The sequence below is a fragment of the Pseudomonas fildesensis genome (genome assembly GCF_001050345.1).
Taxonomy (GTDB): domain Bacteria; phylum Pseudomonadota; class Gammaproteobacteria; order Pseudomonadales; family Pseudomonadaceae; genus Aquipseudomonas; species Aquipseudomonas fildesensis.
Window position 1 is genome coordinate 529,188 of record NZ_LFMW01000007.1, and the last position, 13,470, is coordinate 542,657.

15 protein-coding genes are annotated in these 13,470 nt (G+C 60.4%); 9 read left to right on the plus strand and 6 right to left on the minus strand.

The genetic code is table 11. The features are described 5' to 3' along the window. On the minus strand, positions 1–879 hold the full coding sequence (locus ACR52_RS12875) for a DMT family transporter (RefSeq protein WP_048724556.1): 879 nt from the start codon (positions 877–879) through the stop codon (positions 1–3). Between the two features lie 185 nt (positions 880–1,064). On the opposite strand from ACR52_RS12875, the gene ACR52_RS12880 reads away from it, so the two are divergent. From ACR52_RS12880 to ACR52_RS12900, 5 genes are all read left to right on the plus strand, one after another. Next, positions 1,065–1,478, plus strand: a complete 414-nt coding sequence (locus tag ACR52_RS12880) for a lipoprotein (protein WP_048724558.1) — start codon at positions 1,065–1,067, stop codon at positions 1,476–1,478. 56 nt (positions 1,479–1,534) lie between these two features. Further along, on the plus strand, positions 1,535–2,422 hold the full coding sequence (gene ypfJ, locus ACR52_RS12885; protein ID WP_048724560.1) for a KPN_02809 family neutral zinc metallopeptidase: 888 nt from the start codon (positions 1,535–1,537) through the stop codon (positions 2,420–2,422). Continuing rightward, entirely contained in the window at positions 2,423–3,406 is a 984-nt protein-coding gene (locus tag ACR52_RS12890; RefSeq protein WP_048724561.1) for a hypothetical protein, read from the plus strand. Between the two features lie 95 nt (positions 3,407–3,501). Further along, positions 3,502–3,798 carry a helix-turn-helix domain-containing protein gene (locus ACR52_RS12895; protein ID WP_048724563.1) on the plus strand — a complete coding sequence of 99 codons (297 nt, stop codon included), beginning with the start codon at positions 3,502–3,504 and terminating at the stop codon, positions 3,796–3,798. Continuing rightward, complete coding sequence (locus ACR52_RS12900) at positions 3,795–5,081, plus strand: type II toxin-antitoxin system HipA family toxin (RefSeq protein ID WP_048724565.1); 1,287 nt, start codon at positions 3,795–3,797, stop codon at positions 5,079–5,081. The genes ACR52_RS12895 and ACR52_RS12900 overlap by 4 nt, the downstream gene beginning before the upstream one ends. 12 nt (positions 5,082–5,093) lie before the next feature. Here ACR52_RS12900 and ACR52_RS12905 read toward each other — a convergent pair whose 3' ends face one another. The 3 genes from ACR52_RS12905 to ACR52_RS12915 all read right to left on the minus strand — a co-directional run bounded on the left by ACR52_RS12905 (position 5,094) and on the right by ACR52_RS12915 (position 7,277). Continuing rightward, positions 5,094–5,681 (minus strand): HAD family hydrolase, encoded by a 588-nt coding sequence (locus tag ACR52_RS12905; protein ID WP_048724566.1) that lies wholly within the window; start codon positions 5,679–5,681, stop codon positions 5,094–5,096. After that, a complete protein-coding gene (tesB, locus tag ACR52_RS12910; RefSeq protein ID WP_048724567.1) occupies positions 5,678–6,547 on the minus strand; it encodes an acyl-CoA thioesterase II in 870 nt (289 codons plus the stop codon). Before tesB ends, ACR52_RS12905 begins: the two co-directional genes overlap by 4 nt. Positions 6,548–6,707: 160 nt before the next feature. After that, positions 6,708–7,277, minus strand: a complete 570-nt coding sequence (locus ACR52_RS12915) for a GNAT family N-acetyltransferase (protein WP_048724569.1) — start codon at positions 7,275–7,277, stop codon at positions 6,708–6,710. Between the two features lie 75 nt (positions 7,278–7,352). On the opposite strand from ACR52_RS12915, the gene ACR52_RS12920 reads away from it, so the two are divergent. Together ACR52_RS12920 and ACR52_RS12925 are read left to right on the plus strand one after the other, a co-directional pair. Then, positions 7,353–8,273, plus strand: coding sequence for a histone deacetylase family protein (locus ACR52_RS12920; RefSeq protein WP_048724571.1), 921 nt, complete (start codon positions 7,353–7,355; stop codon positions 8,271–8,273). 171 nt (positions 8,274–8,444) lie between these two features. Beyond that, a complete protein-coding gene (locus ACR52_RS12925) occupies positions 8,445–9,680 on the plus strand; it encodes a TIGR03862 family flavoprotein (RefSeq protein ID WP_048724573.1) in 1,236 nt (411 codons plus the stop codon). 143 nt (positions 9,681–9,823) lie between these two features. Here ACR52_RS12925 and ACR52_RS12930 read toward each other — a convergent pair whose 3' ends face one another. Continuing rightward, the gene (locus ACR52_RS12930; RefSeq protein WP_048724575.1) at positions 9,824–11,155 is read right to left on the minus strand and encodes a DEAD/DEAH box helicase; all 1,332 of its coding nucleotides are present in this window, start codon (positions 11,153–11,155) and stop codon (positions 9,824–9,826) included. Positions 11,156–11,223: 68 nt separating this feature from the next. Next, positions 11,224–12,120, minus strand: a complete 897-nt coding sequence (gene yedA, locus ACR52_RS12935; protein ID WP_048724577.1) for a drug/metabolite exporter YedA — start codon at positions 12,118–12,120, stop codon at positions 11,224–11,226. Between the two features lie 160 nt (positions 12,121–12,280). On the opposite strand from yedA, the gene ACR52_RS12940 reads away from it, so the two are divergent. Then, positions 12,281–12,742, plus strand: a complete 462-nt coding sequence (locus ACR52_RS12940) for an Lrp/AsnC family transcriptional regulator (RefSeq protein ID WP_048724579.1) — start codon at positions 12,281–12,283, stop codon at positions 12,740–12,742. Continuing rightward, positions 12,732–13,439, plus strand: a complete 708-nt coding sequence (locus ACR52_RS12945) for a cyclase family protein (RefSeq protein WP_048724581.1) — start codon at positions 12,732–12,734, stop codon at positions 13,437–13,439. The genes ACR52_RS12940 and ACR52_RS12945 overlap by 11 nt, the downstream gene beginning before the upstream one ends. Positions 13,440–13,470: the final 31 nt, after the last annotated feature.

Here is a 13,470-nt window from a genome sequence, read left to right on the forward strand (position 1 = left end):
TCATCGCCGCCGCTGCTGCCAGGCAGCGGCCAACCCGCTCATGCAGATCACCCCGATGCCGACCACTGTGGTCAGGTCGGGGGTATGACTGAACACCAGCCAGCCCAACAACCCCGCAAACACGATCTGGCAATAGCCGAACGGCGCCAGCAAGGCCGGCGCCGCAAAGCGGAACGCCTGGGTGAGCATCAAGTGTGCGGTCATCCCGCAGGTGCCCAGCGCCAGCATCAACACGCCGTGCCACAGGGTCGGCACCTGCCAGAAGAACGGCACCATCGCACTCATCACCAAGGTATTGCACAGGCCGGCGAAGAAGTTGCTGGTGGTCGGCGTGTCGTATTTGCTCAGGATGCGCGTGAGCAGTTGGTAGAAGCAGAAGAACAGCGCCGAGCACATCGGCAGCAATACCGCAGGGGTGAAGAGTTCACCGCCGGGATGGATGATCACCAGCACCCCGATAAACCCGCAGATCACTGCCAGCCATTGGCCGCGTGTCACGTGTTCGCCGAGCAGAGGCACCGAAAGCGCCGTCACCAGAATCGGCGCGAGGAAGTTCACCGCCGTGGCTTCTGCCAAGGGGATGTAATGCAAGGCCGAGGTGAAAAACAGGCTGGTGCCCAACAGGCATAACGCCCTCACTACCTGCATGCCGGGGCGTTTGCTACGCAGCACACGCAAGCCCGATTGCGGCAGGAATATCCCGGCCATCAGCAGGGTATGCACCATGTAACGCGCCCACACCACCATCACAATCGGGTAGAACCCGGCCAGGTATTTGGACAAGGCGTCGTGGCTGGAGAACAGGAAGGTCGCCACCACGATCAATAAAATGCCTTTGAACGGGTGATTGACGCCGGAGAGAGGGGTACTTAGGGTCATTGAATTCTCTTGCTGAGCGGGCTGAACGCTATGGCACTCAACCCGGTAATCTAGCAACCGGGCATGCGTCTGCCCCAAGAGCATAACCAAACACCGTGCGAACAGCGCACTAAATCACCGGATTCGAGTCCAACGCTGCACGTTCGCCCCTGCGTTGCACACTTTTTAACCAAGGCCTGCCCGCTATGAAAAAAACCCTTTTTGTTCTCTCTGCCCTTGCCCTGCTCGCCGCCTGCAACCAGGAAGTCAAGGCACCCGCCAAACCCGCGCCAGCTTCAGTGCAAGCAACCCTGGTACCGGAAACCCCGCCCACCGATAAGTGGGTCGGCAAGTGGATTGGCGTGGAAGGCCTCAACCTGACCATCGCCAAGGACGACAGCGTCGGCCGTGGTCACTACGTCCTCACCATGCAATACGGCCTCGACGCCGATGATTCCGGCACCTTTAAAGGTGAAGCGGCCGAAGACGGCATCGCCTTCACCCGCCCGGACGGCCCGCAACTGCTGCGTGCCGGCGACGGCGAAGCCACTGGATTGAAATGGTTGGCGGATAAAAAAGACTGCCTGATTGTGAAGACCGGCGAAGGGTATTGCCGCTAATAACAGCCATACTCAACCCACATCTTTGTAGGACCGTTCATCAAGAGGATTGCCCCATGCTATGGAAAAAAGGCCGACGCAGCGACAACGTGGTGGATGCCCGCGATGACGGTGGTGGTGGCGGTGGCGGCATGCGGTTTGGGGGCGGCAAGGGCCTGAGCCTCGGGGCGATTGTGCTGATCGTCGGCATCGGCTGGCTGACGGGCCAGGACCCGCTGCAGATCCTCGGCCAGTTGACCGGCCAGATGGAACAGGCGCCCTCGGTGAGCACCCAGTCGCGCCAGGCGCCGCCGGCCAACGATGAGCAAGCCGATTTTGTCCGCGCCGTGCTGGGCGATACCGAAGACACCTGGGGCCAGGTGTTCCAGGAAAACGGGTTGGCCTATAAAAACCCTAAACTGATTCTGTTCCGTGGCCGGGTGAATTCCGCCTGCGGGGGCGCCACGTCCGCCAGCGGCCCGTTTTACTGCCCGGCCGACCAGCAGGTGTACCTGGACCTGGATTTCTTCCGGGAAATGTCCCAACGCTTCAAGGCTGCCGGCGACTTCGCCCAGGCCTACGTAATAGCCCACGAAGTCGGGCACCACGTGCAGACGTTGCTGGGCATCTCGTCGAAGATCCAGGCCGCGCGACAACAGGGCCGGCAGATGCAAGGCGACGGTGGCCTGCTGGTACGCCAGGAGCTGCAAGCCGACTGTTTTGCCGGGGTGTGGGCCAACCGCGCGCAAAAGCGCCTGAACTGGCTGGAACCCGGCGATATTGAAGAGGCACTGAACGCGGCCAACGCCATTGGCGATGACCGGTTGCAGCAACAGGGTCAGGGCCGCGTGGTGCCGGACTCGTTTACCCACGGCACCTCGGCCCAGCGGGTTCGCTGGTTCAAGACCGGCTTCGCCCAGGGCCAGATCACTCAATGCGACACCTTTACCGCCAAGAGTCTTTAGATGAATAAACGATTGGGATTGCTGTTGGGCATGTTGATGACCTGTTCCACCACCACCTGGGCCGCCGAGAAAGAGCATGGCGTCAAGGTGGTCAGCCCCGATCGTTTTCACCTGGAGGCCGGCGACCTCAGCCTGGGTTTAAGCCAGGACTGGGGCAAACCGCTGCCCCAGGTCACCCGTGCGCTGATCATCTTGCATGGCCGCCTGCGCAATGCGCAGACCTACCTGCAAAGCGGTGAAGATGCCGCCGAGCACGCGGGCCAAGGCGCCAATACCCTGGTGATCGCGCCGCAGTTTCTCAATGAATCGGACGCCAAGCGCAACCACCTCGACAACCAGGTCCTGCGCTGGAAGGGCAATGACTGGATGGCCGGCGAGCCATCCGTCGGCCCAGGCCAAGTCAGCTCCTTCGGCGCCCTCGACCAGATCATCAAGCACTTGGGCGACCGCAAACGGTTCCCGGCGCTGAAAGAAATCGTGGTCGCCGGCCATTCCGGCGGTGGCCAAGTGGTACAGCGTTTTGCCCTCACCGGCCACGATCATCCGACCCTGCAGGCCGAAGGCATCAGCCTGCGTTACGTGGTGGCCAACCCGTCGTCCTACGCCTATTTCAGCCCGCAGCGCCCGGTGAAATTCGACGCAGCCAGTTGCCCGGGCTTCAACGACTGGAAATACGGCATGCAGAACCTGCCAGCCTATGCCAAGGGCCAGAGCGCTCAGCAGTTGGAACAGGCTTACGTATCACGCGATATCACCTACCTGCTGGGCCAGCAGGACACCGACCCGAACCATCCTGCGCTGGATAAAAGCTGCGCGGCCGAGACCCAGGGTGCGTATCGCTTGATTCGTGGTCACAACTATTTTTATTACCTCAAGCTGCGGCATCCGCAGTTGAACCACATGTTGGTGGAAGTGCCGGGGGTTGGGCATGACGGGGATGGGATATTTACGTCGCCACAGGGGCAGAAGGCTTTATTCAAATAACAAAACTATTGGTCATAAATAACCTTTTTATCTTGTTTTTTAAACTTAACGGCTTAAATATAGCCAATAATAAATGCTCAATAAGGTTCAGGCCAATGTCATTCATGCATCTGCTGCGTTCGCCTGCAGAACTCGCACGCGAGGTGGGCAGTAATGCGAAAGCGCTGCGACTGTCGAAAAACCTGTCTCGCAAAACTCTGGCGGAAAAATCCGGTGTTTCCGAATCGACGATCAAACGATTCGAGATGACCGGCGTAGTCACCCTCGAAGGGTTGATATTGCTGGCCACCGCCCTTGACGAGCTCACCTGCGTCGCCAAGCTCTTCAAACCCGAACACCCCAATACCTACGAAGAGCTGAAAAACGCCAAGCGCAAACGGGGTACCCGATGAAACCGATTGAGCTCAAACATACGGAGTCACTCACGGTCCTCAAGGACGGGATAAAGGTGGGTGAGCTCCATAAGGCTGACGGCAAAGGCATCTATTTCATCTACGACCAAGTCTGGCTTGCCACTGGATTCAACCTCTCGCCGCTGACCATGGCATTCAACGACAAGCCTCAGTTGGCCAAAGACCCGAACCTGTTCGACGGCCTGCACGGCCCCTTCGCCGACTCTCTGCCAGACGGCTGGGGATTGCTGCTGATGGATCGCTTTTTTAACAGCCACTTCAGCGACGGCACCGCACTCACCGCAACCGCGTTGGATCGACTGGCCTATATCGGTGATCGCGGCATGGGCGCCTTCGAATATCAACCCAAGGCAGACAAAACAGCACTCACGGGGCCTGAGGACATTGCGCAACTCTATGAGGCATCGATCAAGGTGCAACAAGGCGATACCGCAGCGGTACTGACCAAACTTCGACTGGCGGGCGGCTCTCCCGGCGGTGCACGTCCCAAGGCCATCGTTGCCTTGTCCGCAGATGGCAATCACGCAACATCAGCCTTTACAGCACTGAAACCAGGCTATTCGCACTGGATCGTCAAGTTCAGAGCCCTTAATGAACCGGTTGAAACCGGTGGAATCGAGTTCGCCTATGCACAAATGGCGAGGGACGCAGGCGTGCATATGGCCCAGTCGAGCATTCTGAATGTGAAGATGCCCGATAACACCGTTGAGAATTTCTTTGCCACAAAGCGCTTCGATAGAGAAGGCGACAGGAAAATCCACATGATGACCGTGTCGGCACTCATGTACGCGAACTTCCGAACACCTTCAATTGACTACCCCAGCCTGCTTAAGCTGACGCAGGTAATGACGAAAGATGCCGGCGAAGTCGAAAAAATGGCCAGGCTGATGATTTTCAATGCCCTGTCACATAACCATGATGACCACGCCAAGAACTTTGCCTTTCTCTGCCATGAGCCTTCAAAGCGCACAGAACAAGAAAGCTGGAAAATGGCGCCGGGCTACGATGTGACGTTCTCCACCGCACTGGGCGAGCACACCTCGGGCTTCGGTGGCCGCAACCCTGGCAAGCCCACCAGGAAACGTATCCAGGAAATCTGCAAAGACTACAAATACCTCGATGCCGATGCCTACATCGACCAGACACTTGCAGCGCTGATGAAGTGGAGAGGCGTGTTCGATCAATTGAATATTCCAAAACGCGCCGGTTCGGGCATCTTCAACGTTTTGGAAAGGCTGCACAAAGACTTCGAGAAGGTATAGCGGGAGCGGGCCTCAGATCATCCGGCGCAACACCGCGCAGTCCTCTGCATGCCAATCCGCCAGTTCCGGCCACGGGTTTTCCGGCAGATTGACCAACACCGTCCGCGTCCCCGCCGCCCGACCGCAATCCAGGTCAAAGCGGTAATCCCCCACCATCACCATCTCGCCCGGCGCAACGTCCCAGGCCGCTGCCAGTTTCAGCAGGCCGCCCGGATCAGGCTTGGGCGGTGCATCATCACGCCCCAGCACATCCTCGACGGCAAAGCAGTCCGCCAGGCCGATGGCTTGCAGCGTGACATGCGCCAATTCCCGCGCATTGCGGGTCAGGATGCCCAGGCGATAACCACGCCCGGCCAGCTCGCGCACCAGTTCTACCGCGCCTTGCGCCGCGACTGAACCCAGCGCCAGCTCGCGTTCATGCTCCAGCAGCCAGGCATGTTTGGCCGCCGCGACATCCGCCGGCAACGCCGCGAGGTGAGTGAGGATGTCATCCTCGGGCGGTATCTCCAGGGCCACGCGAATGGCCACAAAGTCATGCACGGCCACCGTAAGCGTGCCGTCCATGTCGAACACCCAATGTTTAACGTCAGACAGGCTCATGCCCAGTCCTTGCGATGACGAATCAAGCCTTCCTGAGTCACCGACGCCACCAATTTCCCGGCGCGGTTATACACGCTGCCACGGGAGAACCCCCTGGAATTACCGGCCCATGGGCTATCCATGGCATAGAGCAACCAGTCGTCGGCGCGCAGGTCGGCGTGGAACCACAGCGCGTGGTCGAGGCTGGCGACCTGCATGTCTTTCTGCCACACGGTCTTGCCATGGGGCAGCAGCGAGGTGGTCAGCAGGCCGAAGTCCGAGGCGTAGGCCAGCAGGTATTTATGCAGGGCCGGCGAGTCGGCCAGGGCACCGTCGGCGCGGAACCACACATACTTGACCGGATCGGACGGCTGCGGGTTGAACGGGTCTTTCTCGGTGACCGGGCGCACTTCGATCGGCTTGGGACACAGCAGTTTTTCGCGCATGTGTTCGGGGATCAGGTGCGCGCGCAGGTGAGTCAGTTCCAGCTCCGACGGCAGGTTTTCCGGGCCAACCACCACGGGCATGGTGGTCTGGTGCTCGAAGCCTTCTTCGTCGTACTGGAACGAGGCGCTGCAGGTGAAGATCGGATTGCCCTTCTGGATCGCCGTCACCCGGCGGGTGCTGAAACTGCCGCCGTCACGCACACGATCCACGGAGTACACCACCGGCAATGCGGCATCGCCAGGGCGCAGGAAATAGCCGTGCAGGGAATGCACGTGACGCGCTTCTTCTACCGTTTGGCTGGCAGCCGACAGCGACTGGCCGAGCACCTGGCCGCCGAACAGTTGGCGAAAACCCAGGTCCTGGCTGCGGCCGCGAAAGAGGTTTTCCTCGATCGGTTCCAGGGTCAGCAAGTCCACCAGATCTTCCAATACTTGGCTCATTCACACTCTCCTCAGAGCAAAACGGTATCTACCTGTAGGAGCGAGCTTGCTCGCGAAGATCGTTAACGATAACGCAGCGCTTCTGGTTTACTGCAGCGCTCTTGCGTTCTTCACGAGCAAGCTCGCTCCTACAGGGGGTCTATTGGGCATTCCGGGCTGCTTATCCGTGCAGCGTATCCAACCATTGGGCGCGGGTGATGCGGTACAAAACATGATGGCGCAGCGGGTCATCGGCTGCGACCTTTGGGTGTTCAAAATCTGCCAGGGGATCGTAATGCATACCGATGGCCTGCATGACTTTTTGTGATTGCAGATTAGCTTCGGTGGTGAAGGCGACGACTTCATCCAGCTTCAGCCGGTCGAACCCGCAACGCAGCGCCGTCCAGGCCGCCTCGCTGGCGTAACCCAGGCCCCAGTGCTCCTTGGCCAGGCGCCAGCCAATTTCCACGGCCGGGGTAAAGTCCGCTTCAAAGCTGACATTCAGCAGCCCGGTCAGGCCGATAAATTCGCCGCTGTCCTTGCGCTGCAAGGCCCACAGGCCAAAACCGTACTCGGCAAAATGGCCGCGAATCCGGCCGATCAGTGCGGCGCTTTCCAGGCGACTCAGCGTGGTCGGGAAATAACGCATCACCTGTGGGTCGGCGCACATGCGCGCAAACTCCGGCAAGTCGGCATCGCTCCATTGGCGCATCACCAAGCGTGCACTTTCCAGTTCCAGTATCGGCTCCATGGGTCCCCTCCCTTGCCATGTGCGTGAGTGTACAGCGCTGGTAAGATCCTTCGCAGATCCCCGTCAGAAAATCCCATGCCTTTGCCATTGATCTACCACGACGACTACAGCCCCGAGTTCCCGGCGGACCACCGTTTCCCCATGGACAAGTTCCGCCTGTTGCGTGACCACTTGGTGTCCACCGGACTGACCCAAGACAGCCAATTACTGCGCCCGCAGTTGTGCCCCCCGGAGATTCTGGCCCTGGCCCATGAACCTGGGTATATCGAACGCTACATGAGCGGCGAGTTGTCCCGCGAAGACCAACGGCGCCTCGGCCTGCCCTGGAGTGAAGCGCTGGCCCGGCGCACCGTGCGAGCGGTCGGCGGCTCAATCCTGGCGGCCGAGCAGGCCCTCGAACACGGCCTGGCCTGCCACCTGGCCGGCGGTACCCATCACGCCCACTACGACTACCCGGCGGGCTTTTGCATTTTCAACGACCTGGCGGTGATCAGCCATTACCTGCTGGCCAGCGGGCGGGTCAACCGTGTGCTGATCTTCGACTGCGACGTGCACCAGGGCGACGGCACCGCACGCATCCTCCATGACACGCCGGACGCCATCACCGTGTCGCTGCACTGCGAAAAGAACTTCCCGGCACGCAAGGCCCAGAGCGACTGGGATATCCCATTGCCGATGGGCATGGGCGATGCCGACTACCTCAAGGTGGTCGACGACGCCCTCAACTACTTGCTGCCGCTCTACCAGCCCGACCTGGTGCTGTACGACGCCGGCGTGGATGTGCACAAGGATGACGCGCTCGGTTATCTCAAGCTGACGGACGAAGGCGTCGCCGCCCGTGATGAAAGTGTGATGCGCCACTGCCTGGGCCGCGACATTCCGGTAATGGGCGTGATCGGCGGCGGCTACAGCAAAGACCGTGCTGCCCTGGCCCGCCGTCACGGCATCCTGCACCACAGCGCACAACGGGTGTGGACGTCATCAGGTTGTCATTGACGTGTGGACGTTACCCACAATGCCTGTGGAACGGCCTGTGGATAACTTGAGTGTAAGCGTCTGAAAGCCAGTCGCCGTATGGGCTGTAGGAAGATGTACGTTTTTTGATCAGGCAGCCACGCCGCCGTCGGGTAGAATGCTCGGCCTATTCAAGCGACCGCAGCCCTGCCCATGCCTCAGACCCCTTCTCATCACGTCACTATTATCGGCGGCGGCCCTGCCGGGCTGATGGCCGCTGAAGTCCTGAGCCAGGCGGGCGTGCGGGTTGACCTGTATGACGGCATGCCCTCGGTGGGGCGCAAATTCCTGCTGGCGGGCGTGGGCGGCATGAACATCACCCACTCAGAGGCTTACCCGGCGTTCCTGTCGCGCTACGCCGAGCGTGCGCCGCACATAGCGCCATTGCTGCGGGCGTTTGGTGCCGAGGCACTGTGCGAATGGATACATGGCCTGGGCATCGAAACCTTTGTCGGCACCTCCGGCCGGGTGTTTCCTACCGACATGAAAGCCGCCCCGCTGCTGCGTGCCTGGCTCAAGCGCCTGCGGGACCAGGGCGTGGTTATCCACACTCGCCATCGTTGGCTGGGGTGGAATGCCGACGGTGGCCTGGTTATCCACAGCCCTGAGGGCGAAAAAGTTGTCCACAGCGATGCGGTGCTGCTGGCCCTTGGCGGCGGCAGTTGGTCGCGCCTGGGGTCTGACGGCGCCTGGCTCAAGTTGCTGGAAGATAAAGGCGTGCCCTACGTGCGCCTGCAACCGAGCAATTGTGGCTTCGAGGTGTCGGCCTGGAGTGAATTAATGGTCAGCAAATTCGCCGGTTCGCCGTTGAAAAACGTCGCCATCGGGTTGGCGGATGACAAGCCTCGGCTGGGTGAGTGTGTGGTCACCGCGACCGGCATCGAGGGCAGTTTGATCTACGCACTGTCGGCGCCGATTCGTGAAGCGATCAACCGTGATGGCTCGGCCACCGTGCACATCGACCTGCTGCCGAGCAAGCCGCTGGACAAGGTTCAGGCGGCATTGGCCAAGCCGCGTGGCTCGCGCTCGATGAGCAAGCATTTGCACAGTCAGTTGGGCTTGGACGGGGTCAAGGCGGCGCTGTTGCGCGAGTTGGCGCCGGCTGAGCACTTCAACGATCCGGCGCAGTTGGCGGTGGATATCAAGGCGTTGCCGCTGACGCTGGTGAAAACCCGGCCGATGGATGAGGCGATCAGTACGGCGGGCGGTGTGCCGTTTGAAGCGCTGGATGAGCGGCTGATGATCAACCAGTTGCCGGGGGTGTTTTGTGCGGGGGAGATGCTGGATTGGGAGGCGCCGACCGGTGGGTATTTGCTGACCGGGTGTTTTGCCAGTGGGCGAGCGGCTGGGCGAGGCGTTCTTGAATGGTTAAACACCAAGGCCGACTAACCTTTAGAAGCCCGGCGTGCCGGCGATGACGCTCTCAAGAATGCTATCGGGAGCAAGCCTCCTCCCACATTTTGAATGTATTCACAGATCAAAAATGTGGGAGGGGGCTTGCTCCCGATGAGGCCTTCAGCAGCACCGAAACCTTACTTCTTCTTGCGCGGCCCCGTGTTGAAAACAGGCACTTTGCGCACCGGCTTGATCGACGGCTCCGCCGGCGACACTTCCCCACTGTCCACCCATTTGCCCAGGTTGCGCTTACCGCCACCCGACGCCTTGGGTTTCTTCGGCTTTTTCGGCTTCTTCACCACCTGCCCAGTGGCATCGGTATCCGGCACGCGATGTTCCGGTTCGAAGTCCTGCTCCATCTGCCGGGTCAGCGTCTGACGCGTCAGCATCTCAATGGCCGACAGCATGTTCACTTCATCGGCACACACCAGGGAAATCGCCTCACCGGTGTTGCCCGCACGCCCGGTACGGCCAATGCGATGGATGTAGTCCTCAGCCACGATCGGCAGGTCAAAGTTGACCACCAGTGGCAGGTCTTCGATATCCAGGCCTCGGGCCGCGACATCAGTGGCCACCAGGATCTGCACATCGCTGGACTTGAAGCGGTCCAGCGCGCGTTGGCGGGTCGCCTGAGGTTTGTCGCCATGGATGCCGTCGGCATTGATGCCCAGGCCCTGCAACTTATCCACCAGCGCATCCACGCCGTTACGGGTCTTGGCGAACACCAGCACCTGCTTCCAGCGGCCCTTGCGCATCAGGTGCACAAACAGCTCCGCCTTGCGCTTCTTGTCCACCGGCACCACCCATTGCTTCACGGTGTTGGCGGCGACGTTACGCGGGCTGACTTCGATGGTCAGCGGGTCGTTGAGCATCTGCCCGGCCAGCAGGCGGATCTCATCGGAGAAGGTCGCGGAGAACAGCAGGGTCTGGCGCTTTTTTGGCAGCATGCGGTAGATGTTCGCCAGTTCTTCGGAAAAGCCCAGGTCGAGCATGCGGTCGGCTTCATCCAGCACCAGGGTCTGCAGCTGTTTAAAATTCAGCGCGTTCTGGCGGAACAGGTCGATCAGGCGGCCAGGCGTGGCCACCAGCACGTCAACGCCTTTGCGCAGCTTCATCATCTGCGGGTTGATGCTCACGCCGCCGTACACCGCGTAGGTGGTGAGCGGCAGGTTTTGGGCGTATTCGGCAACGCTGGCGTGAACCTGCTCGGCCAACTCGCGGGTCGGGCACAGGATCAGCGCGCGCGCCGAGTTGGCGGCGACTTTCGGCCCTTCCATGGTCAGCAATTGCAGGAGCGGCAAGGCGAAACCGGCGGTCTTGCCGGTGCCGGTCTGGGCCGCGGCCATCAGGTCGCGACCGGCCAGCACCGCCGGAATGGCCTGCGCCTGCACCGGCGTCGGGGTCTGGTAGCCAAGCGTCTCAAGGGCGCGCAGCAAGGGTTCGATCAGGCCAAGGGTGGCGAAAGTCATGTGTTTACCGTAGGAAAAAATAACAAGCAGCGCATGAGCGGGTAAAAAAAGCCGCAATGTGCGGCAGTTTACCCTAAATCCGGCTTGCGCTTGCGCCACTGGGGCAGGCTGATCAATAGCACCGCGCTGATGATCACCAACATCGCCAGCGCCTCTTCCAGGCCGATGGTCTCGCCGACAAACACAATCCCCAGCAACACCGCCACCGCCGGGTTGACGTAGGCATAGCTGGTCGCGGCCGCCGGGCGTACGTGCTTGAGCAGGTACATATAAGCGTTGAAGGCGATGATGGAGCCGAACACGGTCAGGTATGCCAGGGCCAGCCAGCCTTCCAGCGGCGGCATGGCTTGCAGGTGCTCGCCGGATACCGCGCTGCCGATCAACAGCGCCACACCGGCCACCAGCATTTCCGCCGCACTGGCCATCGCGCCCTGGGGCAGCGGCAGGCGCCTACTCCACACCGAACCGAACGCCCACGACGCCGCAGCAAATAACAGTAAAGCAGCGCCCATCGGGCTCGACTGCAACGTGCTGCCCATGTTGAGCATGGCGATACCGACCATCCCCATGATCACGCCCGCCCATTCCAGCCGGGTATTACGCGCGCCCCAGAAATAACCACACAGCAAAGTGAACAGCGGCACGGTCGCCACTGCCAGCGCGGCCACGCCGGACGACACGCCCGTGTGCTCGGCAACCGTCACCGCGCCATTCCCGAAGGTCAGCAGCAAAATGCCGATCTTCGCGGCGGCCTTCCACTGCGTCCAAGTAGGCGCCGGCACCCCGCGCCAACGTAAAAAGCCGTACATCAGCGCGCCCGCCGTGCAAAACCGAATCCCCGCCAACAGCAATGGCGGCCAATACTCCACGCCAATACGAATCACCAGGTAGGTAGACCCCCAGATCACGTACAACGCAAAAAAGGCGGCGATCAACGGTAAGGGGAAGCGACGTGGGCCAGGCATTGGGCGGCTCTATGGCAGTAGAAGGGAGGCTTATTCTAGAAAAGCAGCGGCTTAAACATAAGTTACAAAACCTGTTTAAACCGCCCATACACTTTTCAAAACATGCTTATGAAGGCTATAACCCATGCTTTCGAAAGCCACGCGCAACCGGAGCCTTATCATGGACAAATACGACCGCATGCTCCTCAGTGCCCTGCTCGAAGACGGCCGCGCGTCCTACGCGCAACTCGCCCGCAAGGTAAACCTCTCCGCCCCCGCCGTGGCCGAACGTGTGGCCAAGCTGGAAGCCAGCGGCGTGATCACCGGCTACCAGGCCAAGGTGGACCTGTCCAAAGTGGGTTTGCCGATCCAGTGCGTGATCGAACTGAGGTTGACCAACCATGGCAGCCAGAAAGTCTATGACGCCCTGGCGGAAATTCCCGAATTGACCGAATGCCACCGGGTGACCGGCGACCCGTGCGTGATCATGCAAGCGGCGGTGGGTTCGATGCCGGAGCTGGAGAGTTTGATTAATCGGATAGCAAAGTTCGGGTTCAGCAAAACCTCGATTATTTTGTCGAGCGCGATAGAGCGGCGGGTACCGTTGGGGCAGTTGGAGGCGAATGGCAAAAATGGCAATTAAGCAGATCCAGTTTCGACAGGTGATCAGCCTCAGCCACCCGATCAACCCGCGCATCCCGCTTTGGCCGGGTGATCCCCCCGTTGAGTTTGAAGAGGTCGCGTCCCTGGAAACAGACGGCTATTTCCTGCGTCGCTTCAGCATGGGCGAACATAGCGCCACCCATATGAATGCGCCGAACAGCTTCTATACCGATGGCATCGGGATAGAGCGCTATACGCCTGAAGACCTGGTGCGCCCCGCTGTGGTTATCGATGTTCGCGACAAGACCCAAGGTCATTCGGACTACGAGATCGGTCTGCTGGATATAGAGGATTGGGAGCGCAAACACGGCCAGATCGAACCCGGTTCAGTGGTGTTGATGTACACCGGCTGGCAACACCTTTGGAATGATCCTGTGGCGTTTTTTGCGCAAGACGCGCAAGGCTCGCACTTCCCCGGGATTGGCGAGGCGGCGATTGGCTTTTTGATCGAGCATCGCCAGATTGCCGGCGTGGGCATTGATACTCACGGCGTTGATTTTGGACAGAGCAGCACTTTTGCGACCAACCACGCGGTGTTGGCGGGGAACGGGATCGTGCTGGAGTGCTTGACCCACCTGGATCGGCTGCCAGCTAAAGGCGTCACGTTGGTGATTGGGCTGTTGGGGCTTGAAGGCGGGTCGGGGTCACCGGCTTCGGTAATGGCGTTTATTCCCTGACTTCGGCATCGTTCCGGCAGACGCCATCGCT

Coding starts and splice junctions, on each gene's coding strand:
- ACR52_RS12915 (WP_048724569.1), bottom strand. CDS start 7,277: ATGGAGCCGATACTGGAACTGGAAAGTGCACGCTTGGTGATGCGCCAA.
- ACR52_RS12880 (WP_048724558.1), top strand. CDS start 1,065: ATGAAAAAAACCCTTTTTGTTCTCTCTGCCCTTGCCCTGCTCGCCGCC.
- yedA (WP_048724577.1), bottom strand. CDS start 12,120: ATGCCTGGCCCACGTCGCTTCCCCTTACCGTTGATCGCCGCCTTTTTT.
- ACR52_RS12905 (WP_048724566.1), bottom strand. CDS start 5,681: ATGAGCCTGTCTGACGTTAAACATTGGGTGTTCGACATGGACGGCACG.
- ACR52_RS12925 (WP_048724573.1), top strand. CDS start 8,445: ATGCCTCAGACCCCTTCTCATCACGTCACTATTATCGGCGGCGGCCCT.
- ACR52_RS12875 (WP_048724556.1), bottom strand. CDS start 879: ATGACCCTAAGTACCCCTCTCTCCGGCGTCAATCACCCGTTCAAAGGC.
- ACR52_RS12890 (WP_048724561.1), top strand. CDS start 2,423: ATGAATAAACGATTGGGATTGCTGTTGGGCATGTTGATGACCTGTTCC.
- ACR52_RS12945 (WP_048724581.1), top strand. CDS start 12,732: ATGGCAATTAAGCAGATCCAGTTTCGACAGGTGATCAGCCTCAGCCAC.
- tesB (WP_048724567.1), bottom strand. CDS start 6,547: ATGAGCCAAGTATTGGAAGATCTGGTGGACTTGCTGACCCTGGAACCG.
- ACR52_RS12920 (WP_048724571.1), top strand. CDS start 7,353: ATGCCTTTGCCATTGATCTACCACGACGACTACAGCCCCGAGTTCCCG.
- ACR52_RS12895 (WP_048724563.1), top strand. CDS start 3,502: ATGTCATTCATGCATCTGCTGCGTTCGCCTGCAGAACTCGCACGCGAG.
- ypfJ (WP_048724560.1), top strand. CDS start 1,535: ATGCTATGGAAAAAAGGCCGACGCAGCGACAACGTGGTGGATGCCCGC.
- ACR52_RS12900 (WP_048724565.1), top strand. CDS start 3,795: ATGAAACCGATTGAGCTCAAACATACGGAGTCACTCACGGTCCTCAAG.
- ACR52_RS12940 (WP_048724579.1), top strand. CDS start 12,281: ATGGACAAATACGACCGCATGCTCCTCAGTGCCCTGCTCGAAGACGGC.
- ACR52_RS12930 (WP_048724575.1), bottom strand. CDS start 11,155: ATGACTTTCGCCACCCTTGGCCTGATCGAACCCTTGCTGCGCGCCCTT.